This is a genomic window from Kaistia sp. 32K (genome assembly GCF_016629525.1).
Classification (GTDB): Bacteria; Pseudomonadota; Alphaproteobacteria; order Rhizobiales; family Kaistiaceae; genus Kaistia.
Genome location: NZ_AP024269.1, coordinates 827,534 through 849,540, shown reverse-complemented (window position 1 = coordinate 849,540; position 22,007 = coordinate 827,534). Strand labels below are relative to the sequence as shown.

21 protein-coding genes are annotated in these 22,007 nt (G+C 67.3%); 4 read left to right on the top strand and 17 right to left on the bottom strand.

The window, feature by feature from the left end; genetic code table 11:
* Nucleotides 1–106: 106 nt before the first annotated feature.
* The 4 genes from K32_RS03695 to K32_RS03680 all read left to right on the top strand — a co-directional run bounded on the left by K32_RS03695 (nt 107) and on the right by K32_RS03680 (nt 3,554).
* On the top strand, nt 107–709 hold the full coding sequence (locus tag K32_RS03695) for a biliverdin-producing heme oxygenase (RefSeq protein ID WP_201402728.1): 603 nt from the start codon (nt 107–109) through the stop codon (nt 707–709).
* A 255-nt stretch (nt 710–964) separates the two neighbouring features.
* Complete coding sequence (exbB, locus tag K32_RS03690; RefSeq protein WP_201404336.1) at nt 965–2,122, top strand: tonB-system energizer ExbB; 1,158 nt, start codon at nt 965–967, stop codon at nt 2,120–2,122.
* A 5-nt stretch (nt 2,123–2,127) separates the two neighbouring features.
* Nucleotides 2,128–2,595, top strand: coding sequence for a TonB system transport protein ExbD (gene exbD / locus K32_RS03685; protein ID WP_201402727.1), 468 nt, complete (start codon nt 2,128–2,130; stop codon nt 2,593–2,595).
* Nucleotides 2,592–3,554, top strand: a complete 963-nt coding sequence (locus K32_RS03680; protein WP_201402726.1) for an energy transducer TonB — start codon at nt 2,592–2,594, stop codon at nt 3,552–3,554. Before exbD ends, K32_RS03680 begins: the two co-directional genes overlap by 4 nt.
* Before the next feature lie 9 nt (nt 3,555–3,563).
* Here the strand turns inward: K32_RS03680 and K32_RS03675 are convergent, their stop codons facing one another.
* The 17 genes from K32_RS03675 to K32_RS03595 all read right to left on the bottom strand — a co-directional run bounded on the left by K32_RS03675 (nt 3,564) and on the right by K32_RS03595 (nt 21,980).
* The gene (locus tag K32_RS03675) at nt 3,564–4,262 is read right to left on the bottom strand and encodes a FadR/GntR family transcriptional regulator (protein ID WP_201402725.1); all 699 of its coding nucleotides are present in this window, start codon (nt 4,260–4,262) and stop codon (nt 3,564–3,566) included.
* A gap of 225 nt (nt 4,263–4,487) precedes the next feature.
* Nucleotides 4,488–5,522: an aldo/keto reductase gene (locus K32_RS03670; RefSeq protein WP_201404335.1), complete on the bottom strand. Its 1,035-nt coding sequence runs from the start codon at nt 5,520–5,522 to the stop codon at nt 4,488–4,490.
* 283 nt (nt 5,523–5,805) lie between these two features.
* Nucleotides 5,806–6,861, bottom strand: coding sequence for an aldose epimerase family protein (locus K32_RS03665; RefSeq protein WP_201402724.1), 1,056 nt, complete (start codon nt 6,859–6,861; stop codon nt 5,806–5,808).
* A gap of 130 nt (nt 6,862–6,991) precedes the next feature.
* Entirely contained in the window at nt 6,992–8,047 is a 1,056-nt protein-coding gene (locus K32_RS03660; RefSeq protein WP_201402723.1) for an ABC transporter permease, read from the bottom strand.
* The gene (locus tag K32_RS03655; protein ID WP_371812958.1) at nt 8,044–9,042 is read right to left on the bottom strand and encodes an ABC transporter permease; all 999 of its coding nucleotides are present in this window, start codon (nt 9,040–9,042) and stop codon (nt 8,044–8,046) included. The genes K32_RS03660 and K32_RS03655 overlap by 4 nt, the downstream gene beginning before the upstream one ends.
* Complete coding sequence (locus tag K32_RS03650; protein ID WP_244669825.1) at nt 8,993–10,558, bottom strand: sugar ABC transporter ATP-binding protein; 1,566 nt, start codon at nt 10,556–10,558, stop codon at nt 8,993–8,995. Before K32_RS03650 ends, K32_RS03655 begins: the two co-directional genes overlap by 50 nt.
* Nucleotides 10,559–10,659: 101 nt before the next feature.
* Nucleotides 10,660–11,640 carry an ABC transporter substrate-binding protein gene (locus K32_RS03645; protein ID WP_201402721.1) on the bottom strand — a complete coding sequence of 327 codons (981 nt, stop codon included), beginning with the start codon at nt 11,638–11,640 and terminating at the stop codon, nt 10,660–10,662.
* Nucleotides 11,641–11,920: 280 nt separating this feature from the next.
* Nucleotides 11,921–12,685 (bottom strand): SDR family NAD(P)-dependent oxidoreductase, encoded by a 765-nt coding sequence (locus K32_RS03640; RefSeq protein ID WP_201402720.1) that lies wholly within the window; start codon nt 12,683–12,685, stop codon nt 11,921–11,923.
* A gap of 157 nt (nt 12,686–12,842) precedes the next feature.
* The gene (locus tag K32_RS03635) at nt 12,843–14,108 is read right to left on the bottom strand and encodes a sugar ABC transporter permease (RefSeq protein WP_201402719.1); all 1,266 of its coding nucleotides are present in this window, start codon (nt 14,106–14,108) and stop codon (nt 12,843–12,845) included.
* Nucleotides 14,105–14,926: an ATP-binding cassette domain-containing protein gene (locus K32_RS03630; RefSeq protein WP_201402718.1), complete on the bottom strand. Its 822-nt coding sequence runs from the start codon at nt 14,924–14,926 to the stop codon at nt 14,105–14,107. Before K32_RS03630 ends, K32_RS03635 begins: the two co-directional genes overlap by 4 nt.
* A gap of 70 nt (nt 14,927–14,996) precedes the next feature.
* Nucleotides 14,997–16,067 (bottom strand): sugar ABC transporter substrate-binding protein, encoded by a 1,071-nt coding sequence (locus K32_RS03625; RefSeq protein WP_201402717.1) that lies wholly within the window; start codon nt 16,065–16,067, stop codon nt 14,997–14,999.
* A 243-nt stretch (nt 16,068–16,310) separates the two neighbouring features.
* On the bottom strand, nt 16,311–17,195 hold the full coding sequence (locus K32_RS03620) for an AraC family transcriptional regulator (RefSeq protein ID WP_201402716.1): 885 nt from the start codon (nt 17,193–17,195) through the stop codon (nt 16,311–16,313).
* 464 nt (nt 17,196–17,659) lie between these two features.
* The gene (locus K32_RS03615) at nt 17,660–18,139 is read right to left on the bottom strand and encodes a nucleoside deaminase (RefSeq protein WP_201402715.1); all 480 of its coding nucleotides are present in this window, start codon (nt 18,137–18,139) and stop codon (nt 17,660–17,662) included.
* A gap of 14 nt (nt 18,140–18,153) precedes the next feature.
* Nucleotides 18,154–18,825 (bottom strand): ankyrin repeat domain-containing protein, encoded by a 672-nt coding sequence (locus K32_RS03610; protein ID WP_201402714.1) that lies wholly within the window; start codon nt 18,823–18,825, stop codon nt 18,154–18,156.
* A gap of 123 nt (nt 18,826–18,948) precedes the next feature.
* Nucleotides 18,949–19,593 carry a ThuA domain-containing protein gene (locus tag K32_RS03605; RefSeq protein ID WP_201402713.1) on the bottom strand — a complete coding sequence of 215 codons (645 nt, stop codon included), beginning with the start codon at nt 19,591–19,593 and terminating at the stop codon, nt 18,949–18,951.
* Nucleotides 19,594–19,620: 27 nt separating this feature from the next.
* Nucleotides 19,621–20,721 (bottom strand): Gfo/Idh/MocA family protein, encoded by a 1,101-nt coding sequence (locus tag K32_RS03600; protein WP_201402712.1) that lies wholly within the window; start codon nt 20,719–20,721, stop codon nt 19,621–19,623.
* A 41-nt stretch (nt 20,722–20,762) separates the two neighbouring features.
* Nucleotides 20,763–21,980 (bottom strand): ROK family transcriptional regulator, encoded by a 1,218-nt coding sequence (locus K32_RS03595; protein ID WP_201402711.1) that lies wholly within the window; start codon nt 21,978–21,980, stop codon nt 20,763–20,765.
* Nucleotides 21,981–22,007: the final 27 nt, after the last annotated feature.

Here is a 22,007-nt window from a genome sequence, read left to right as displayed (position 1 = left end):
AGAGACAGCACATCCCATCGGCTTGGGCGGAACACCCGGTTCCGCCCTCGCCTTTCGATCAGGCGACCCCAGGCAAAACACATCTCATGGAGAAGGTTTCCCAGGCATGAGCGATACTATGGATACCGTCCGGCCGCTGGAAGCGAGCCGCGCCAAGCGCTTGAAGGCCGAGACCAACGAGACGCATGGCAGGCTGGACCAGGCGATCATGGCCGGCCGTCCCTTCGAGAGCCGGGAGCGCTATGCCCGCTTCCTGGCCGTGCAGCACCAGTTCCACCGCGACATCGACGCGCTCTATTCCGACCCCGTGCTCGACGGCCTCCTGCCCGACCTCGCCGGCCGGCGCCGGTTCGACGACGTCAGCCAGGATCTGGGCGATCTCGCGATCGAGGTTCCGGCCCCGGCGACGGAGCCCGCCTTCGGCGCCGATCCCGACATTCCGACAGCGCTCGGCTGGCTCTATGTCGCCGAGGGCTCCAATCTCGGCGCCGCGTTCCTGATCAAGGAAGCCGCGAAGCTCGGGCTGTCCGAGACGTTTGGCGCCCGGCATCTCGCGGGGGCACCGGAAGGGCGCGGCCTGCATTGGAAGACTTTTACCGCCGCCCTCGACACGGTCGAGCTCGACGAGGCCGAAGAGGCGCGCATGATGGAGGGGGCGAAGGCCGCCTTCCGGCGCGTGCATGGCCTGGTCACGGAAAACTTCCCCTGACGCCGGATCGCGGCCCCCAGCGATCCCCGGCCGCGGCGGGCGCCATGCCTGCCGAAGCCTCTTGATCTAGGCACCTAGGGCTCTCTCGCCCGTCGGCACCCAAAAATGACATCGCCATTGGAACCGCGTCGACCTCGCCCCAACCGGCCAGGTCGGCGCGGGCCGTCGCATGAACCCAGTAGAGAGATGCCGACCATGTCCGACCCGATAGAGCCCGCCGCCAGAGCCCTCCGAGGCCGTCGCCAGGACGGCGGCATGGCGGGCGGCCCGCTCGGCGGCAGGGCTCTCCTGGGACTGGTCCTCGCGGCAACGCTGCTGCTGCCGGCGGGCCCTGCCCTGGCGCAGGAGACGAGCGGCGCGGCCGTATCGCCGCCAACGACGCAGAGCCCCGGAACGAGCGAAGCCCCGGCCGTCGAAGCGTCGACACCGGTGCCCGCCCCGACGGTCGTTGCGCCCACGACCGGCACCGAGCCGGCGGCGGCTTCTCCGGCATCCTCGGAGGCCACGCCGACGCCAGCCTCGACGGCTCCAGCGGCACCCGCCATTGATGGCACCGCTCCTGCCGCAGCCGCTCCGGCCCCGACTGCGCCGGCAGCTGCCACCGCCGCCCCGCCGGAATCGACCCCGGCCAACGCGGCTCCCTCCCCCGCAACGACCTCGTCGCCAACCAGCCTGCTGGACCAGCTTCTGGCGCCGGAACCCCGCGCGGACCTGCCGCACAATCTGTCGCCCTGGGGCATGTTCATGGCGGCCGACTGGGTCGTGAAGGCGGTCATGATCGGCCTCGCCGTCGCCTCGCTGATCACCTGGACGATCTGGCTCGCCAAGACCGTCGAGATCGCCTGCGCCCGCGCCCGCATCCGCCGGGCGCTTGCCGTCATCCTCCAGGCCAACAGCCTCGCCGACGCCGGCCGCGCGCTCTCCGGTCGCGGCGGCCCCGGCGCCTTCATGGTCCGCTCGGCCGAGGAGGAGTTGCGCCGCTCGCTGGCCGCGCTCGACTATGCCGGCGACGGCGGCGTCAAGGAGCGGCTCGGCTCCAGCCTCGCCCGCATCGAGGCGCAGGCGGGACGGCGGATGTCGAAGGGAACCGGCGCGCTCGCCACCATCGGCTCGACCGCGCCCTTCGTCGGCCTTTTCGGCACCGTCTGGGGCATCATGAACGCCTTCATCGGCATCTCGGAAGCGCACACGACCAACCTCGCCGTCGTCGCGCCGGGCATCGCCGAGGCGCTGCTCGCGACCGCCATCGGCCTCGTCGCCGCCATCCCGGCCGTGGTGATCTACAACGTCTTCGCCCGCTCGATCACCGGCTATCGCCAGCTGCTCACCGACGCCGCCACCGGCGTCGAACGCCTGGTCAGCCGCGATCTCGACTATGCGAAGGTGCCGGCCAATCTCCGGCTGGCGGGGTAACCGACATGGCCGGAGGCATCCGTCAGCGCGACAGCGGCGAGCTGGAAGAAAACCACGAGATCAACGTCACGCCGTTCATCGACGTGATGCTGGTACTGCTCATCATCTTCATGGTGGCGGCGCCGCTGGCGACCGTCGATGTCGACATCGACCTGCCGGCGTCGACCGCGCAGCCGAAGGAACGGCCCGACGAGCCGCTCTATCTGACCCTGAAATCGGACCTCGCGCTGCATGTCGGCAACGATCCGGTCCCGCGCGAGCAACTCGCCGCCGCCCTCGACCGCTTCACCTCCGGCGACAAGGAGGCCCGCATCTTCCTGCGCGCCGACGAGGCCGTCGCCTATCGCGAGCTGATGTCGGTGATGAACCTGCTGCGCGAGGCCGGCTATCTGAAGATCGCCCTGGTCGGGCTGGAGGTCCTGCCCGAGGCCGCGACCGGCGACGCGCAGCCGCCACTGGCAACCACCCCATGACCGACTGGAGCCGCTCGATCGGCCGGGGCGCGCGCATCGGCGAGACCGTGCTCTGGGCCGGCGCCGGGCTCGTCGTGCTTGGCGCGCATGTCGGCGCCGCCGCCTGGCTGATGCGCGAACCGCCGATCACGGCTGCCGATTCCTCGCCGCCGCCGGCGATCATGATCGAGCTGGCGCCGGAGCCGGAAGCCGTCGTCACCGACAAGACCGAGATCTCGCCCGATCCCGAGCTCGCGGCCGAGATCGCGCCGAACATGGCCGAACCGATCGAGGAGCCCACCCCGGAGGAACTGCAACCGGTCGAGGAAAAGGTCGTCGAGGCGGCGCAGCCGCAGGAGATCGCCGAAGCGACGGTCGAGCCCGTCGAGGAGACCGCCGCCGTAGAGCCCCTCGATGACGAGATCGAACCGGTCGAGGAAGCCGTCACCGAGGCCGAAACCGTCGCCGTTCCGCTGCCGGCGCCGCGCCCGAAACCGCCCGTCACCCGAGTGGCGGAGGCGAAGCCGCCCAAGGAGCAGACCCGGGAGAAGGTCAAGGAACCCGCCAAGGAGACGGCCAAAAAGCCGCCGCGCCCGGCGCCGTCGGCCGCTTCGCGTGCGAGCAACGAGGCCGCCGCCGAAGTCCGCCAGTCGAACCGCACCGCGGCGCGACAGTCGATGACAGGCCTCTTCTCCGCCTCGATGTCGCCGGCGCGCTGGCAGTCGCGGCTGATGGCGCATCTCGAGCGGCGCAAGCGTTATCCGGCCGGCGCCCGCTCGCGCGGCGAGACCGGCATCGTCACCGTCCACTTCACCGTCGACGACGGCGGCAACGTCCTGAGCGTCGCGCTGGCCCGATCCTCCGGCTTCCCGGATCTCGACGAGGAAGTCCTCTCCCTCGTCAAAAGAGCCTCCCCCGTCCCGCCCCCGCCTCCCGGCGCCAACAAGACGATCACCGCGCCGGTTCGCTTCAAGCTGTGAGCGCTGGGGCTACAGCCCCAAACGGCGGGAGGAGTTCGTCAGGTGTGCGAGCATCGCGTCGGAGGCGGCTACGGGATCGCCGGCGCGGATCGCCTCGTAGATGCGCCGGTGCTCGTCGATCGCGATGAGGGAGGTCGTCGCGAAATCGAGCGAGCGCAGCGCGACCAGGATGCTCTCCTGCAGCTTCACGTCGACGAAGGAGATGAACAGCGACACGAACGGGTTCTTCGTCGCGCCGGCGACGGCGCGATGGAAGCTGATATCCGTCTCGACATAGACGCTGTGCAGATCACGCACCGCCGCCATGTTGTCGATGCAGCGGGCCATCTCCTCGAGGTCCTCCTCGGTCCGGTTCAGCGCCGCCAGCAGGGCCGCGCCCGTCTCCAGCATCCGGCGGAGCTCGTAGAGATGCCGGTAATCCTCGGGCACGGCGAGGCTGTTCGGCTCGAGCGTCAGCGAGTTCGCGGCTTCCGGCGAGGCGACGAAGGCGCCGATGCCGTGGCGCGAGACGACCAGCCCCTCGTGCCGCAGCTTGGCGATCGCCTCGCGGATGACGGCGCGGCTGACCCCGTGCTGGGCCGCGAAGGCCTGCTCGGTCGGCAGCTTGTCGCCGGGCTTCAGGTTTCCGCGCAGGATCTCGAAGCGCACAAAGGCGGCGACCTGAGCGGGAAGCCCCAGCCGGCTGACCTTGTTCGGATTGATCTCCATCGCGGCATCTGTCCTTTCATCGAAACCGGAATGGCGGCGCCCGCCCTGCCCGTTCTCATGATGGCTCATACGCCGAGTTACGTCTTCAGGCCACCGCCGACGGCAATTTCGTCGCCGCATGCACGATCCGGAACGGCCACGTCAGGCCCAATCCCGCATCCGCCACGAAAAATGGCCGCCCCAATGGAGCGGCCACCCATTCAGGCCAACAAAGCGACCATCCGATCAGATCGCCGGGATGAGGCCTTCGGACTCGAGCGTGGTCCAGAGTTCCTCGGGAATGTCGCGCTCGAACCACTCGACATTGCCCTTCACCTGCGCCGCCGTCTTGGCGCCGATCACGACCACGGTCGCCGCCGGATGGCGCAGCGGATACTGGATCGCGGCGGCCGGCAGCGGCACGTCGAAGCGACGGCATACGGCCTCCAGCTTCTCGACCTTGGCGAGCACCTCGGCCGGCGCGTCGACATAGTTGAACTTCTTGCGCCCCGAGGTCGACGCCAGGATGCCGGAATTGAACACGCCGCCGATGACGAGATCGACGTCATGCTTCTTCGCCAGCGGCAGGAAGGTCTCGGCCGCGTCGCCGTCGAGCAGCGTGTAGCGCCCGGCGAGCAGGCAGACGTCGAGATCGGCCTCCTGCATAGCGTCGCGGATCACCTGCCATTCGTTGACGCCGAGGCCGAAGCCGGCGATCAGCCCGGCGGCCTTCAGCTCGGCCAGCGCCTTGAAGCCGCCGCCCTTGGTCAGCGCGCCCCAGTGATGGTCATGCAGCTCGCCATGGGTGACGCGGCCGATGTCGTGCAGGAAGAGGATATCGAGGCGGCCGAGGCCGGTGCGCTGACGGCTGTCGTCATAGGAGCGCAGAATGGCATCGTAGGAATAGTCGAACACCTCGCGGAACGGCAGGCCGTTGCTCCAGCCGGAATCGAACTCGTTCTTCGGCGCTTCCGGCGGCAGGACGCGGCCCGGGCGCTCGAAGCTCATGAGCCGGCCGACCTTGGTCGAGATGTGGAAGGCGTCCTGCGGCTGCTCGCGCAGGAAATGGCCCATCAGGTGCTCGGCGCGGCCGAGGCCGTACATGGGCGCGCTGTCGAAATAGCGCAGGCCCGCATCCCAGGCGGCCTGCATCGCGCCGGCGGCGTCTTCGACCGCGACGGGCGCGTAGAGGCCGCCGAAGGGCGCGGTGCCGAGGCCGAGCAGGGTCAGGTCGATATTCGAACGCTTGAGATGCTTCTTGTCAGAGGCTTTCATCGAGATCACTCATCCGGTGTCGGTGGCGGGCACAGGCGGTCATGCGGCATGTCCCGAGCGCCGCATTCGGCTGCCGGAAAGACCCCCCTCACATTCTGGCGCTGCGAATCGGTGCAACCCGGAACCTCGCAGCGCCGAGAAGGGACGCGAGAATTGACCCGACGGCAAGAGCCGACATGACGTCGGGGCGACGCCGCCGGACCCCTGACTGCCGCTGCGTTTCCCTTCGATCGCCGCCGCGCTCCGGCACAGCGCGAGGCGGCGATTTGTTTCGGGAGCCGAACGATATCTATTCGGTGAAGAAGCGAACCGACATCCGGTGGTCGTAGACTTCGCCCGGCGACACGGTCGTGCTCGGGAAATGGGCGAAGTTCGGCGTATCCGGGAACTTCTGCGTCTCGAAGGTGTAGCCGGCGAAGCGGCAATAGGGCGTGTTCGACTTGCCGATCACCGTCTCGTTCAGATAACCGCCGGTATAGAACTGCACGCCGGGCTCGGTGGTGTGCAGCTCGAGGCCGCGACCCGAGGCCGGGTCGACGACGCGGGCGCAAAGCCGAAGCGCCTCGCCATCCCCCTTCAGGCACCAATTGTGATCATAGCCGCCACCGACGAGATGGCCAGTGCCGACATCGGCGAGCGCGTCGATGTCGGCGCCGATCGGCTTCGGGTTGCTGAAATCGAACGGCGTTCCGGCAACGGCGAGAACCTCGCCTGTGGTCAAAAGCTCCGCGTCGATCGGCGTATAGAAATCGGAATTGAGGACGAGCACCTGGTCGCGGACATCGCCGGAGCCGTGGCCGGCCAGGTTCCAGTAGGTGTGGTGCACTGCGTTCAGGATCGTCGGCCGGTCCGTCATGCCGCGAATGGCGATCTCGAGACGGTTGTCGTCGGTGAGCCGGTAGCTCGCCGAGAGGTTGACCGTGCCGGGATAGCCCTCTTCGCCATGCGGCGAGACCGCCGAGAAGGTGACGGTGTTGGTGGCCTCGTCGACGGCGGCATCCCAGTTCTTGCGGTCGAAGCCGGCGATGCCGCCATGGAGGTGGTTGGCGCCCTCGTTCAGCGACAGCTGGAACGCCTCGCCGTCGAGCGAGAAGCGGCCGTCGCGGATGCGGTTGCCATAGCGGCCGCAGGTGGCGCCGAAATAGGTGTCGGTGGCGACATAGGAGGCGACGTCGTCGAAGCCGAGCACGATGTCGGCCATCTCACCGGTGCGATCCGGCGCGTGCAGCTCGGTCAGCCGCGCGCCATAGGTGATCAGCTTGGCCGACAGGCCGTTGCGATTGCGCAGGACGAAGCCGCGCACGACCTCGCCGTCCAGATGCCCGAACACGAAGCTCTCGATCATTTTTGCTCTCCCCCGAGCCTGGTTGCCGCCTCGCTTGGGCGCGAAGGCATGAGAAGGAAAGCCCGCCCGAGGCAGGCCTTCCGCATGGTGGACCCGACGGCGGCGCGGTCGCCCACGCCGCCGATCGCGATCAGTTCCTGGTGTTTTTGACGAAGCTCGCCTGGACCATGACGACGACCAGCAGGAAGGCGCCGCGGACGACCGACTGCCAGTAGGCGGAGAGCGAGATCCAGCCCATGCCATTCTCGAAATTGAGGATGGTGTAGATCAGGCCGAGCAGCAGCGATCCGACGAGCGTCGCGACGATCGATCCCTTGCCGCCGGTGAGCAGCGTGCCGCCGACGACCACCGAGGCGATGGCGAAGAGCTCCCAGCCGGCGCCCTCGACGGGCTGGCCCGCGCCGAACTGCGCCGCCAGGATGACGCCGGCGAGCCCGGCCAGGCTGCCGGAAATCAGGTAGACGGCGAAGATGGTGCGACCGACGGGAAGCCCCATCAGCAGCGCCGCCTCCTCGCCGCCGCCGACGGCGAGGACGTGACGGCCGAAGGCGCGCCAGCGCATGACGATGACGCCGAGCACATAGGCGGCGAGCGCGATCCAGGCCGGCGTCGGGAAGTCGAACAGGATCCCGAGCGGCCCGGCGAGCCAGCCCGCATCCTCGGCGTCGATCCATTCGGGCTTGAGCGGCGCCAGCAGGTCGCCCTGGCCGAGCGTCATGAACGCCGTGTCATAGGAGACGGAGACCGACTGGTTGCCGGCCAGCAGCAGCGCCGTGCCGCTCGCCGCCAGCATGACGGCCAGCGTCGCGATGAACGGCAGGATCTTGAGCCGCGTGATGACGAGGCCGTTGATGGCGCCGGCCGCCGCCCCGACCAGCACGCCGCCGGCCAGACCCGGCAGCAGCCCATAGGGACTCAATATCGCCGAGACGACCGAGCCGAGCGCCGCCACCGAGCCGACCGACAGGTCGATGCCGCCGGTCATGATGACGAAGCACATGCCGAGCGACACGAGCGCGAACATCGAGGAATAGCGCAGCACCGACAGCACGTTGTAGCTGCCGAGGAAGCCGTCGTAGCGCCAGCCGCCAAAGGCGACGAGAGCGAGGAGAAGGAGGACGACGCCGAGCCCCTGGGGAAAGCGGATCTCGCGCGTCGCGCCGCGGAATGTGGCGATCGAGGTCATGCCCTGTCCTGTCGCTGCAGCCAGACGGCCAGGATGATCAACCCGGCCTTGACGATGAGAGCCGCCGAATCCGGCACGCCATTGGCGAGCAGGGTGTAGCGGACGAGCTGGATGATGAGCGCGCCGATCAGCGTGCCGAGGATGGTCGCGCGGCCGCCCGTGAGCAGCGTGCCGCCGACCGCGACCGCGGCGATCGCGTCGAGCTCGACGCCGAGGCCGATCAGATTGGCGTCGGCGGCGGAGTTCATGGCGATGACGATGATGCCGGCGATGCCGCTGCAGAGGCCCGAGATCACGTAGACGAGGGTCTTGACCCGGCGGACCGGAACGCCGGCGAGCCGCGCCGCCGCCTCGTTGCCGCCGATCGCAAGGACCTGCCGGCCGAACACCGTCTTGCGCAGGGTCCAGGTGGCGGCGATGACGATCACCGCCATGATCCAGACCTGGAAGGGAATGCCGAGCAGCCGGCCGATGGCGATCTGCTGGAATTCCGGCACCTTGAACACCTGCAGATCGCCATTCGTCCAGACCTGGGCGATGCCGCGGCCGGCGATGAACAGGACCAGGGTGGCGATGATCGGCTGGATCGAGAAGCGGGTGATCAGCCAGCCGTTGAAATAGCCGAACATGCCAGCCACCAGGACGGGCAGCACGATGCCGAGCGCGATGCCGACATAGAGGTTGGGCACGGGAAACAGCTGACCGGTGAAGATCATCGGCGAGAGGGCGCCGGCGATCGCCATCAGCGAGCCGACCGAGAGGTCGATGCCGCCCGTCGCGATGACCAGCGTCATGCCGACACCGACGACCATGACCACCGCGACCTGCGTCAGGTTGATGGCGAGCGTCTGGGTGGTGGCGAAATGCGGCGTGAAGGCCAGGTTGAAGAGGATCAGCAGGGCAAGCGCCAGCAGCGCGCCCCATCGCCTGAGAAAGGTGGAGATATCAGACAAAGGTAGCCCCCTTCGGGGAAGTTGCATCGGCTTCGCCGCCATGCGCCATGGCGTTCATCAGCGCGGTTTCGCTGATCTGGTCCTTGTCGAGCGCCTCGACCGTACGGCCCTCGCGCAGGACGAAGACGCGGTCGGCGCCCTCGACGATTTCCTCAAGCTCGGAAGAGATCATCAGCACGCCCAGGCCCCGCTCGGCGAAGCTGCGGATCAGGCGCTGGATCTCGGCCTTGGCGCCGACATCGATGCCGCGCGTCGGCTCGTCGAGGATCAGCAGCTTCGGATCCATGCACAGCCAGCGCGCCAGCAGGACCTTCTGCTGGTTGCCGCCGGAAAGCTCGCGGATCTTCTGCTCGGGGCTCGAGCACTTGATGCCGATATCGGCGATGAAGCGCTTGACGATCTCGTTCTGCCGCGCCTCGTCGACGATGCCGGAGCGCGCCAGCGCCGGCAGCAACGCCAGCGTCAAGTTCTCGCGCACCGACATTTCCGGCACGATGCCGTCGATCTTGCGGTCTTCCGTGCAGAAGCCGAGGCCGGCGGCAATCGCCGCGCGCGGCGAGGTGAAATCGACCTCGCGCCCGTCGAAGCGGACGATGCCGGCGGTGTGCCGCTCGGCGGCGAAGACGGCCCGCGCCGTCTCGGAGCGCCCGGAGCCGAGCAGACCCGCCAGGCCGACGATCTCGCCTTTCCGCACCGCGATATCGGCGGACTGCACGCGGCGGCCGACGGCGAGGCCCTTGGTCTCCAAAAGCTCCCCGCCGATCGCATCGCCGCCCTCGCCAAAGGCGGTCGAGCCGGCCTTGCGGATTTCGGCGAGATCGCGGCCGAGCATCGCGGCGACGAGCTGCAGCTTGCCCATGTCGGCCATGTCGGCGACGGCGACCGTGCGGCCGTCGCGCATGACCGTCACCCGGTCGCAGACGGCATAGAGCTCGTCCAGCTTGTGGCTGACGAACACCACAGCGACGCCCTGCGCCTTCAGCTGGCGGATGGTCTGGAAAAGGATCTGCACCTCGCTCTCGTCGAGCGACGAGGTCGGCTCGTCCATGATCACCAGGCGCGCCTCGAACGAGACGGCGCGGGCGATCGCCACCATCTGCCGGATCGCGGTCGAGAAATTCATCAGGGGCTCGCGCACGTCGACGAAGACGTCGAAGCGGGCCAAGAGGCCGCGCGCGCCCTCATGCATGGCGCGCCAGTCGAGGAAGCCAAAACGGGTCTTGAGCTCGCGGCCGAGATAGATGTTCTCGGTGACCGAGCGGAAGGCGATCAGGTTGATCTCCTGGAAGATCGTCGAGATGCCGCCGCGCTGCGCCGCCTGCGGGGAGGTCGCCGACCATGGCGCCCCGGCGAAGGTGATCGCCCCGCCATCACTCACGACGGCGCCGTTGAGAATCTTGATCATGGTCGACTTGCCGGCGCCATTCTGGCCGATCAGCGCCATGACCTCGGCCGGCGCGACCTCGAGCGAGGCGCCCGTCAGCGCCGGGACGCCGCCAAAGCTCTTGTCGATGCCCTGCATAGAAAGCAGCGGCACCGGTCGAGATGCTGTATCCATGGGTTACCCTGGGGGACTGTCGCGGAAATCTGGGGGGCGCCCAATACGCCTCCCGTGCGAAGCGGGGCGCCGCGACGAGCGGCGCCCCCTTGATCCGTCGATCAGTAGGCCTCGGGCATGTACTCGGCCGCGTTCTCCTTGGTGAAGACGCGGTCGACATTGACGAGCCAGGTATCGATCGACTCGCCGCGGCCATAGCGCTGCACGGCGTCGAAGGCCGCGGGGCCGAACTTCGGATTGCACTCGACCACGACATAGACCTTGCCGTCGATCAGCGCCTGGGTCGCGTCCTTGGTGCCGTCGATCGAGGCGATGATCAGGTCCTTACCGGGAACCTTGCCGGCCGCTTCCATCGCCGCGATCGCGCCCATGGTCATCTCGTCATTGTGCGAGTAGAGCGCGGTGGCGTCCGGATGGGCCTGGTAGAGCGTTTCGAACACCTGACGGCCCTTGTCGCGCGCGAAGTCGCCGGACTGCGACGCGATGATCTGCATGCCGGGGTGGTCCTTGATGTAGTCGGCGAAGCCCTTCATGCGGTCGTTCGCCGGCGACGAACCGGTGCTGCCCTGCAGCTCGATGATCTTCGCCTGGCCGTTCACCGCCTTGGTCAGCGCCTCGGCGGCCTGGTGGCCTTCCTTGACGAAGTCCGAGCCGATGAAGGCAACATAGTCCTTGCCGGCGGTCGCCAGCGTCGCGTCGACGTTGCGGTCGATGAGGAAGAGCGGAATGCCCGCCTTCTTCGCTTCCATGACGGCCGGGATGAGCGGCTTCTCTTCGCGCGGCGCCAGCAGGATGACGTCGACCTTCTGGGCGATCATCGAGCGAACGTCGGCGACCTGCTTGGCGGCCGAACCGGCGGCGTCGGTATAGACCAGCTGCCAGCCGCGCTTCGCCGCTTCGTCTTTCATGCTCGCGGTCTGCGCGAGGCGCCACGGATTGTTGCTTTCCGTCTGCGCGAAGCCGATCTTGTAGGTGTCCTTCTGCTTGAGCTTGGCGAGCTCGGCGGCGAATGCGCGGCTGCCCAGGCCTGCCAGAGCCAGGCCGCCGGCCGAAGCCGTCAACAGTGTACGTCTCGTAATCATAGCCACTCCTCCCATTGAACTCCCCGGCGCCGGCGACCGCTGAAGCAGTTCTTGCCGGCATCGCATTAGTTTTGTAATGCGATACAGTATTTTGTATAGGGATTACATTTCCACCCCGGCGACCAAATGTCAATCCGTGCTCTCGCCTCTGAACGGTCAGGATAAATACGACCAAGACGCCCAACCACGGGGGCGCCGGGCATTGCCGCTTCGGGCTTGGGAAAGCCATGGGTTCGGTCCCGGAACGCGGGAGGGAGCGTCCCGGGACCGCTCGGCGGCCTCAGTGGAAAAGGATGCCGCCGCAGACGTTCAGCGCCTGGCCGGTGATGAACGAGGCATCGTCGGAGGCGAAGAAGGCGACCGCGCCGACGACATCGTCCGGATAGCCGAGGCGGCCCATCGCGGTCTTGTCCTTCACGGCCTGCAGGGCTGCGGCATCGCGATAGTTGTTGCGGCCCATGTCGGTATCGATGATGCCGGGGCAGACGGCGTTCACCGTGATGCCGTCCTTGGCCACTTCCTGCGCCAGGATGTGCGTGAAGCCGATGACGGCGGCCTTCGAGGAGCAGTAATGCGCCTGCAGCGGCGCGCCGCGCTTGCCGCCGATCGAGGCGATGTTGACGATGCGGCCCTTGCCGGCTTCGCGGAACTGGGCGAGCAGCGCCTGGCACACCAGGAACGTGCCCTTGGTGTTGACGTCATACATGCGGTCCCACTCCTCGGGCTCGATGTCGTCGACCAGGGCGAGCGACAGCACGCCGGCATTGTTGACCAGCACGTCGATATGGCCGGCGATTGCCTTGGCCTCGGCGACAAAGGTCTTGACCGAGCCCGGGTTGCTGACATCGCCGAAGACGAGGTCGCATTGGCCGCCATCCGTGCGGATCAGCTCCTGCACTTCCTTGAGCTCGCCTTCCTGGCGCGCAATGTCCATGGCCACGACACGGTAGCCCTCGGCCGCGAAGCGCAGCGCGATGGCGCGCCCGATGCCGCGCGAGGCGCCTGTGATGAGAACGGCCTGGCCGTCGCCTCTCCTGGGAATCACGATCGTCTTCCTTCTTGCAGATTTTGAATGAACGGGAGGGACCAGTCGTCGAACGACTGGCTTTGACCGGCGCACAGCTTGGGGCGTTGGGGACACGGATCTGTCGCCGGAAGGTCGAGTTGGCGCCGCCCGTCCGGCGGCGCCGCGGGTGCAGGGCTCAGGCGCGGCCGTGGCTGACGCGCGAGCGGCGGGCGAGCGAGTCGACGATGACGGCGATGGCGAGGACGCCGCCGGTGATCATGTAGCGAAGCGACGAGGACAGATCGAGAAGCGTCAATCCGCTCGAGATCGACTGGATCACGATGATGCCGAGAAGCGCCGAATAGGCGCTGCCGCGTCCGCCGAACAGGCTGGTGCCGCCGATCACCGCCGCCGCGATGGCGTTCAGATTGACGTCGCCGGTGCCGGCCTGCTGACTGGACGACGCCAGCCGCGCCGCCGCCATGACGCCACCGAAGGCCGCCAGCGTTGAGCAGCAGACGAAGGCGCTCGTATAGATCATCCGCACGTTGATGCCGGCGCGGCGCGCCGCCTCGCGATTGCCGCCGACGGCGAACATCGAGCGGCCCCAGCGCGTGCGGGTCAGCGCATATTGCATGGCGAGCACGAGGCCGACGAACAGGGCGAACATCCACGGCACGCCGCGGCCCTGGTTCAGATAGGCGACGACCAGCTCCGCCACGATCGTCACCGCGAGGGCGCGGGCGATGACGCCGCCCGACGATTGCGACGACAGCCCCGCCGCCCGGCGGCGCGCGGCCGTCCGGTAGCCGGTGTAGAGCATCACGACGCCCGGCAGCGCGGCGAACAGGACGGAAACGATGGCCGGCATGACCATGAGCTGGCCGAAACGAACGAGCGGCGAGCCATAGGGCAGATTGATCGATCCCGTCGTGCCGAGCAGGTAGAGCTGCAGGCCGAGGAACGTCAAAAGGCCCGCCAGCGTCACCACGAAGCTCGGCATGCCGAAGCGGTTGTAGAGCTGCGAATAGACAAAGCCGATCAGCGCGCCGGCGCCGACCGCCGCCAGGATCGCGACGGCGACGGGCAGTCCCTGGTTGACCCAGAGCACGCCGAGGATCGCCGAGGCCACGCCGCTCACCGAACCGACGGACAGATCGATCTCGCCGACCATCAGCATGCAGACGATGCCGAGCGAGATGATGCCGACCGTCGAGGAATCGAACAGCAGGTTGACGAGGTTGTTCGGCGTCAGGAAGACGGGGTTGAGGATCGAAAAGACCGTCCAGATGATGACGAGGCCGATGATGACAGGCAGCATGCCGAGATCGCCGGACCGCACCCGGTCGAGAAAGGCGCGGATGCTGTCGCTGAGGCTCGCCGCATGCGCGACGCGCTCGTCGCGGCGATCCAGCATCGGCACGGCGGCCGGCGATGCGCCGGACTTGCTGTTGTCGCTCATAGGCCGGTCTCCGAATGCTGGGCGGCCTGGGCCTGCCGTCGACCGGCGCGCCGTGAAACCGAGTTGTTCGATGCGCCGGTGATGGCGCTCACCAATTGTTCGTTCGAGGCGTCGGGCGAGAATTCGCCGTTGTTGCGGCCGAGCCGGAGCACGACGATGCGATCGGCGACGGCGCGGACGTCCTCCATGTTGTGGCTGATCATCACCACGCCGAGGCCGCGCTCGCGCACCCGTTCGATCAGGTCGAGCACTTCGGCCGTCTGCGCGACGCCCAGCGCCGCCGTCGGCTCGTCGAGCAGGATCAGCTTCGGATTGAGCAGCAGCGAGCGGGCGATCGCCACCGTCTGCCGCTGGCCGCCGGAAAGCGACGCCACCGCAACGCGGACGCTCGGGATGCGCGCCGACAATTCGTTGAGCAGCGTCCAGGAACGGGTCTCCATCGAGACCTCGTCCATCTGCATCGGACTGAGCTCCTTGCCGAGGAAGATATTGGCAACGACGTCGAGGTTCTCGCAGAGCGCGAGATCCTGGAACACGGTCGCGATGCCGAGCGAGAGGGCAGCGCCCGGATCGCCGAGCGTCACCGTCTCGCCCTGGAAGCGGATCGTGCCGGCGCTCGGCTGATGCACGCCGGAGAGGATCTTGACCAGCGTCGACTTGCCGGCGCCGTTGTCGCCGACGAGCGCGACCACCTCGCCCGCATGGACGTCGAGGTCGATATCGGTCAGCGCCGAGACGGCGCCGAAATGCTTGGAAATACCCTTCAGGCTCAGGACCGGTTCGCCGGCGGCCGGGGCGCCTTGCTGTGTGTTTGTCATGCCTTTGGCAAGCCTTCGCAAGTCTATCGGAAAGGTCCGCCCGGCCTCCCGCGAGGCCGGGCGGCATCACTTACTTGGCGATACCAAGCGCCTTGCAGCCGTCGGCATAGCGATCGACGCAGAGCGCATCGGCCTTGGCGATGTTCTTGTCGATGATCTCGGCCTTGAAGTTGTCGGCCGTGACCACGACCGGCACGAAGAGCTGCGACGGCGTGTTGTAGAGCGTCGTCCCGGCCTCCGGCGTCTCGCCCTTCAGGAGCTGGATCGCGACCTTCGCGGCGGCCGCGGCGACGATCTCGCTCGGCTTGTTGATCGTGTTGTACTGGTCGCCGGCGATGATCAGCTGCAGCGCGGCCGTGGTCGCGTCATTGCCCGTCACGGGCGGCAGCGGGTCGACGCCGGCCGCCTTCAGCGCCGCGATCGCGCCGCCGCCGGTGCCGTCATTCGCCGCCACGACGCCGACGATCTGGTCGCCGAAGCGCGTGACCTGGCCGGCGGCCCATTCCTGCGCCTTGGACGGCATCCAGTCCGGCGTGTCGTATTCGGCGAGGATCTTGTAGCCGCTGTTGTCGAGGCCGGCGTGGATGCCCTTCTTGATCAGGCCGGCGGCCGCGTCGATCGGCGAGCCGTTGATCTGCAGCACGCCGCCCTTGTCCGGCGAAACGCCCTTGGCCTTCAGGTGGTTGACGAGGGATTCGGCGATCGACTTGCCGATCGCCTCATTGTCGAACGAGACGTAGAAATCGGCCTTGGCATCCGGGATCGGTCGGTCATAGGCGATGACCTTGATGCCCTGGCTCTGCGCCAGCTCGACCAGCGAGGCGGCGGCGGACGAATCGACGGGATCGAGCACGATCGCCTTGGCGCCCTGCGAGATGACCGAGTTGAACTGCTGCTGCTGACGGGTCACGTCGGCGCCGGCGTTCAGGTAGATCACCTTGCAGCCGGGGCAGAGCTTGTCCATCTCGGCCTTGAAGCCCGGATAGTCGTGCTCCTCGTAGCGGGTCGAGCCCTGGTCCGGCATCAGGAACGCCACCGTGGCGTCGGTGACTTCCGCCGCCTGCGCGAAGGTGGCGGCGCCGCTGAGCAAGCCCGCCGCCAGCGCCAAGGCGCCGGCCCGCTTCCAAGCAAATTTGGTCATTCGGTCTTCTCCCTTTGGTAAGATTATGCTTATGAGAAACGCGGAGCCAGACGAAATCACGAGGCTTGAAGGTTTCGGGCAGGATCCCTCCGGATCCGGCATTTTCAAATCCTCGATTTTCTCTCCCTTTTCGCCTGGACTTCTTCTTGGAAATTTGGACAAACGTTCCCTATGGCGAAGCGGGCAAGCGCCTCACCTTGGGCCTTCGACGACGATGGACTTTCCTCCCTGCTCCTCCGCTACTCAGGCAGCCTGTGCCACCTTTGAGTTCTCCGCCAACAACGTCCGGAAGCGCGAGGGCGGCATGCCCTTCTGCGCCAGGAACTGGCGGTTGAAGTTCGACAGATTGTTGAAGCCGACCGCGTAGCAGATCTCGGTGATCGGCTGCGCCGCGTTGCTCATCAGGAGCTGGCAGGCGAGATTGATCCGGAGCCGGTTGACGAACTGCACCAGCGCCATGCCGGTATGCCGACGGAAGCTGCGCGAAAAGGCGCTCGGGCTCTGGCCGGCGATCTTGGCGAGATCCGTCTCGCTGAACGGTTCGGTCAGGTGTTCGCCGACATAGGCGAGCGCCTTGTTGATGCCGACCGACATGTAACCGGACGGATCCGGCAGATAATGCGAGCTCGCGAGCGGGCGCATGTCCTCGGAGCGGCTCAGGATCCCCATCAGGGTGACGAAGAGCTCGATCCGGCGGATGCCCTGCGCCTCGGTCATCTCCTTGACCAGCGGCGCGGCCTCGGCCGCGGTATCCGGCGAGAACAGGGCGCCGCGACGGCTCATTTCCAGCACGCGGTCGAACGCCGTGAGCTCAGGCAGCAGGTTGATGAGGCTGCCGATGAGCTCCTGCGAGAACAGCACCATCCGGCAGCGCAGCGGCACCGTCGCGCCTTCCGGCAGGTCGCTGATCCAGTTGTGCGGCAGGTTCGGCCCCGTCAGCACCAGATTGCCGGGTTCGAACTCGCCAATGAAATCGCCGACGAAATAACGTCCTCGCGTCGCGACGACATGATGAAGTTCGTATTCGGGATGAAAGTGCCAGCGCACCGTGCGAAACGGATAGCCGTGAGACCAGGCCTTGAAGGACTCGCCCCGGCAGATTTGCACGACTTCCAGATCAGGCGTCATGGCGGACCTCCCCACCCAAACCGTTCCATGCCAGTTCTTCGCCGGCTTCGTCACGGAACTCCCAGCAGGCCAGCTTTATGTGGTTCTCTGCATGACCTGACCCTAGGGGGCTCCGCCGGCCCATGCTACCAAACCGGCATCATCCAACTGATACTTTTTTGATGCGAGACACCCGCCAAGCGGCGCGGATGGGGAGGCGTCCTTCCGGACTGCATTCCAGAACTCGACCATCATCCTGAGGTGCCCGGCAAAGCCGGGCCTCGAAGGAGGGTCCAGGGAACGCCCGATGTAGATCGCGGGGCGCGGACTCGCCGGACTGCGTCTGCGCACCGGAATGCGCGCTGGAGCCTCCTTCGAGGCTTCGCTCGCGCGAAACACCTCAGGATGATGGTGGAGCCGGTCGATCGGCCTAAAGGCCAAGAGGCAGCCGATCGACTTACGCGATCTCCGAGAAAACCGCACACTCAGGACGCGGCGTTCTCGTCCTGGCGCCGCTTCCAGTCGGCATAGAGCTCCGGCCGCGCCTGCAGGCGGGTCGGCACGTGGCGGATCGTCATTGACTGTTCGGCGAACGGTTTGGCGAGGTCGGCATAGATCGCGGCGCTCGACAGGCCATAGGGAGCGCCGTCCTCGTTCGAATGGGCATAGGCCACTTCCCTGACCCCGGCGAGCCGCATCGCGGCCATGCACATCGGACAGGGATGGCCGCTCGCATAGACGACCGCGCCTTCGAGATTGGGCGAGCCCAGTTTCTGGCTCGCGGCGCGGATCGCCATCAGCTCGGCATGCGCCGTCGGGTCGTTGGTGCCGATGACCTCGTTCACGCCCGTCGCGACGATCGCGCCGTTCCGGACCAGCACGGCGCCGAACGGCCGGCCGCCCTGTTCGAGATTGTCGTAGGCGAGCTCGATCGCCTGGCGGAGATAGTCCTGCGCGTCGGTCATGCGGATCTCTCCTTTCAGCGGGCGCCCGCCGCGACGAGCATCGCCTCGATCGCCTTGTAGTCCCGGTCGCGGGCATGCCGGAGCGGCGAGACGCCCTCGCGATCCGGCAAATTCGGGTCCGCCCCGGCCGACAGCAGAAGCTGGACGATCTGCTGGTGCTTTTCGCCGCCGTTGCCGAGGATGATCGCCTCGAGAAGCGCCGTCCAGCCGAGATTGTTGACGTGGTCGACGGCGACGCCCGCCTCGATCAGCGTGCGGACGGTGTCGACATGCCCGCGCTCGGCCGCCGGGATCAGCGCCGTGCCGCCGAAGCGATTGGTGCTCTTGAGATCGGCGCCGTGGTCGAGCGTCAGCTTGAGGATCTCGAGATGCCCGCGCGCCCCGGCATAGAGATAGGGACTGTCCTGGATATCGTCCTTGGCATTGACGTCGGCGCCTGCCTCGATCAGCGCCTTCGCCGCCGCGACCTGGTTGGCATGGGTCGCCAGCAGCAGTGCCGTGCGCCCGTTGGCATCGCGCGCATCGATCTGGATCGGCTGCGACAGGAGGTCCTTGATCGTCGCGACGTCGCCTTTCGCGGCCGCCGCCTGCAGCTTGGTTTCGTTCATGCCCTGTCCAGACGCCATCACGGGAAAGGCGACGATCGCCAGAAAGACAAAGGTCAGGATCTTCAAGGATTTCAACATTGTCCCTCGGCTACCGTGTCGTCGCGAACGGGTCGAGGATGACAGAGCCGGGCCGTCCTGCCCAGCCCGGCCGGCGGACCATGCCGGCCACGCCCGGAAGCGTGGCCGGCAGGAAGCGTGCGTTCAGCGCGCCGCCCAGAGCAGGCCGCGCCGCATGATCGTGTTCATTTCCGGCACTTCGAACTCGCTCGCGACATGGCCGAGCGAGGAATAGAACACCCGTCCCTTGCCATGCTTGCGCTTCCAGACCACCGGCATGACGACGCCGTCGATCCAATAGGCATGGTCGCCGGTGAAGGTCGTCGTGGCGAGAACCTCGTTCGAGGGATCGACATGCATGTAGTAATGCTCGGACCGGTAGGGGAACCGCGCCGGCAGGCCCGCCATGATCGGGTCGTCCGGCTTCGTCACGTCGACATGGTAGTCGATGATGTTGCCGGGATGCGCAACCCACTGGCCGCCGACCATGAACTGGTACTCGACCGCCTCGCGGAACGCGTCACCCATGCCGCCATGATAGCCGGCGAGGCCGACGCCGCCCTCAACCGCCTTGGTCAGATTGAGAAGCTCCTCCTTCTCGATCTTCGACATGGTGTAGATCGGCACGATCAGACTCATGTCGGCGATCGCCGGATCGGCGAAGGCCTCGGTCGAATTCTCGAGATAGACCTTGAAGCCTTCCTCCTCGAGCATCCCGGCGATGACGTGGGCGCCCTGCTCCGGCTCATGGCCGCTCCAGCCGCCCCAGACAATCAATGCCTCGCGCATGGTCTCACTCCCTGTTGATCTCAATGGTCAGCCGAGCGCGCCGATGGCGACGCCGACCGGCAGAGCGGCCGGCCGCTCCGGACGGCTCTCGATCGTGATGTGCTCGCCGCTGTCGGAGGAACGCTGGAACGCCTCCATCACCTCCAGCGCGTGGAACGCCAGGTCGCCGCTGGCGCGGTGCGGCCGGCCGGTGCGGATCGCCTCCGCCATGTCGGCGACGCCGATGACGCGGAAATTGCCGTCGGCATAGCCGTGCTGCGTCGGCACCGTCCGCCAGTCTTCCGAGGCGGTCGCCAGCTTGATGTCGCCGCCGAAATGGTTGGGATCAGGCACCAGGATCGAGCCGGCCGAGCCATAGAGCTCGATCGGGCTGTGCTGGTGGCGCGGCACGTCGAAGCTCATGGCGATGGTGACGACGGCGCCGGAAACGAATTGCAGCGTGCCGGCGACATGGGTCGCGACCTCGACCGGGATCTTGGTGCCGTTGAGCGGCTCGCTGGTGACGAGGCGCTCGTCGCGCAGCTTGGTGGCGACGCCGGCGACGCGGGCGACGGGGCCGAGCAGGTTGACCAGGTCGGTGACGTAGTAGGGTCCCATGTCGAGCATCGGGCCGCCGCCGCCGAGATAATAGAAGCCGGGGCTCGGATGCCAGCTCTCATGGCCGGGGCACATGAAGAAGGCGGTGCCGGCGATCGGCGTGCCGATAGCACCCTCGTCGATCAGCTTGCGGCTGGTCTGGTGCGCGCCGCCGAAGAACGTATCCGGCGCGCTGCCGAGGCGGACGCCCCTCGCCTTCGCCGCGTCGACCAGCCGGCGCGCCTCGGCGGTCGAGATGCCGAGCGGCTTTTCCGAATGGACATGCTTGCCGGCGGCGACGACCTGGAGGCCGACATCGACATGCGCCTTGGGAATCGTCAGATTGACGATGATCTCGATCGAGGGATCGGCGAGCATCGCGTCGATCGACATCGCCTTCAGGCCGAATTCCGTCGCGCGGGCATTCGCCGCGTCGGCATTCAGGTCGGCGACGCCGCGAATGTCGAGGATCGGGAAGCCCGTCGCCGCCTTCAGATAGGCGGCGCTGATATTGCCGCAGCCGATAAAGCCAATTCCTACCCGTTCAACCATCTCGCGCTCACTCCCAGATGCGATGGATTTCTCTGTGACGGTCAGCGGTGCACGACCGGACCCGTCGTGTTCCAGGGCGCGCCATAGAGGTCGCGCAGGGTCATGGCGGCGGCGCCGCGGGCCCAGATGTCGTCCGCCCAGTGATGCACGACGATGTCGGAGACATCGGCGAGGCTCGGCGGCAGGAGTTCTGCGACCGTGCGGCGGATCGGCTCGACCAGCGCGTCGCCCGCCTGCAGCGCGGCGCCGGCGAGGATGACCTTCGGCGGCGCGAACAGCGTGATCAGATTGGCGATCGCGAAGCCGAGCGATCCGCCCACCTGCTCCAGGAGCGCCAGGATGCGCGGCTCGCCCGCGGCGGCGAGTTCCAGGATCTTCTCCATGCCGCGACCGAGGCGGAAGGCATGCTCGTGCTCGCCACCGGCGAGGATCTCGCGCGCCTCCGCCAGGATGCTCGCTTCCGAGGCGGCGGCGGCGAGCCGGACCGGGCCGCTTCCGTTCGCCGTGCGCACCATCAGGTCGCCGAGATCCGGGCTCAGGCCGTTGGCGCCGCGGAACAATTCGCCATTGTGCAGGATGCCGAGGCCGAGCCCGAGCTCCACTGAAATGACGAGGAAATCATCGAGGCCGCGCGCCTGGCCGAACCAGTGCTCGGCGAGCGTGACGAGATTGACGTCGCTGTCGATCGTCGACACGACGCCGCCGAGGCGCGCCGTCAGCTCCGCCGCGAACGGCACGTCGCGCTCGCCGAAGATGGGGCTGGCGCGGCAGACGCCGGCCATGCGCTCGACCACGCCCGGCAGCCCGACACAGACGCCGGAGATCTGCTCGATGGTGAGGCCGGCATCGGCGACCGAGCGGCGGATGCCGTCCTCGACGAGATCGGCGATGACCGAGACGGGCTGGCGCCCGAGCCGGATCGGCAGCATCAGGCTCGACAGCACGTCGGCGCGGAAATTGGTGGTCGCGATCGTGATCTGGTCAAGCGCCAGCTTGACGCCGACGACATAGGCAGCGTGCGGATTGAGATCGAGCATGACGCGCGGGCGGCCGCGCGCCGCGTCGCGAATGCCGCCCAGCTGATGCGTGACGATCAGCGCGTCGTCGAGCAGCGCGGCGGTGATCGCCGAGACCGTCGTCGCCGACAATTGCGTGCGATCCGAAATCTCGACGCGCGAGATCGGGCCATATCTCCGGATCGCGTCCATCACGTGGAAGCGATTGATGGCGCGCATCAATTCGGGATCAGCTGTCTTCATTCCAGGGGGCCATTTAATCCGGGTCAG

Coding starts and splice junctions, on each gene's coding strand:
- K32_RS03695 (WP_201402728.1), top strand. CDS start 107: ATGAGCGATACTATGGATACCGTCCGGCCGCTGGAAGCGAGCCGCGCC.
- exbB (WP_201404336.1), top strand. CDS start 965: ATGGCGGGCGGCCCGCTCGGCGGCAGGGCTCTCCTGGGACTGGTCCTC.
- exbD (WP_201402727.1), top strand. CDS start 2,128: ATGGCCGGAGGCATCCGTCAGCGCGACAGCGGCGAGCTGGAAGAAAAC.
- K32_RS03680 (WP_201402726.1), top strand. CDS start 2,592: ATGACCGACTGGAGCCGCTCGATCGGCCGGGGCGCGCGCATCGGCGAG.
- K32_RS03675 (WP_201402725.1), bottom strand. CDS start 4,262: ATGGAGATCAATCCGAACAAGGTCAGCCGGCTGGGGCTTCCCGCTCAG.
- K32_RS03665 (WP_201402724.1), bottom strand. CDS start 6,861: ATGATCGAGAGCTTCGTGTTCGGGCATCTGGACGGCGAGGTCGTGCGC.
- K32_RS03660 (WP_201402723.1), bottom strand. CDS start 8,047: ATGACCTCGATCGCCACATTCCGCGGCGCGACGCGCGAGATCCGCTTT.
- K32_RS03655 (WP_371812958.1), bottom strand. CDS start 9,042: ATGGCGGCGAAGCCGATGCAACTTCCCCGAAGGGGGCTACCTTTGTCT.
- K32_RS03650 (WP_244669825.1), bottom strand. CDS start 10,558: ATGGATACAGCATCTCGACCGGTGCCGCTGCTTTCTATGCAGGGCATC.
- K32_RS03645 (WP_201402721.1), bottom strand. CDS start 11,640: ATGATTACGAGACGTACACTGTTGACGGCTTCGGCCGGCGGCCTGGCT.
- K32_RS03635 (WP_201402719.1), bottom strand. CDS start 14,108: ATGAGCGACAACAGCAAGTCCGGCGCATCGCCGGCCGCCGTGCCGATG.
- K32_RS03630 (WP_201402718.1), bottom strand. CDS start 14,926: ATGACAAACACACAGCAAGGCGCCCCGGCCGCCGGCGAACCGGTCCTG.
- K32_RS03625 (WP_201402717.1), bottom strand. CDS start 16,067: ATGACCAAATTTGCTTGGAAGCGGGCCGGCGCCTTGGCGCTGGCGGCG.
- K32_RS03620 (WP_201402716.1), bottom strand. CDS start 17,195: ATGACGCCTGATCTGGAAGTCGTGCAAATCTGCCGGGGCGAGTCCTTC.
- K32_RS03615 (WP_201402715.1), bottom strand. CDS start 18,139: ATGACCGACGCGCAGGACTATCTCCGCCAGGCGATCGAGCTCGCCTAC.
- K32_RS03610 (WP_201402714.1), bottom strand. CDS start 18,825: ATGTTGAAATCCTTGAAGATCCTGACCTTTGTCTTTCTGGCGATCGTC.
- K32_RS03605 (WP_201402713.1), bottom strand. CDS start 19,593: ATGCGCGAGGCATTGATTGTCTGGGGCGGCTGGAGCGGCCATGAGCCG.
- K32_RS03600 (WP_201402712.1), bottom strand. CDS start 20,721: ATGGTTGAACGGGTAGGAATTGGCTTTATCGGCTGCGGCAATATCAGC.
- K32_RS03595 (WP_201402711.1), bottom strand. CDS start 21,980: ATGAAGACAGCTGATCCCGAATTGATGCGCGCCATCAATCGCTTCCAC.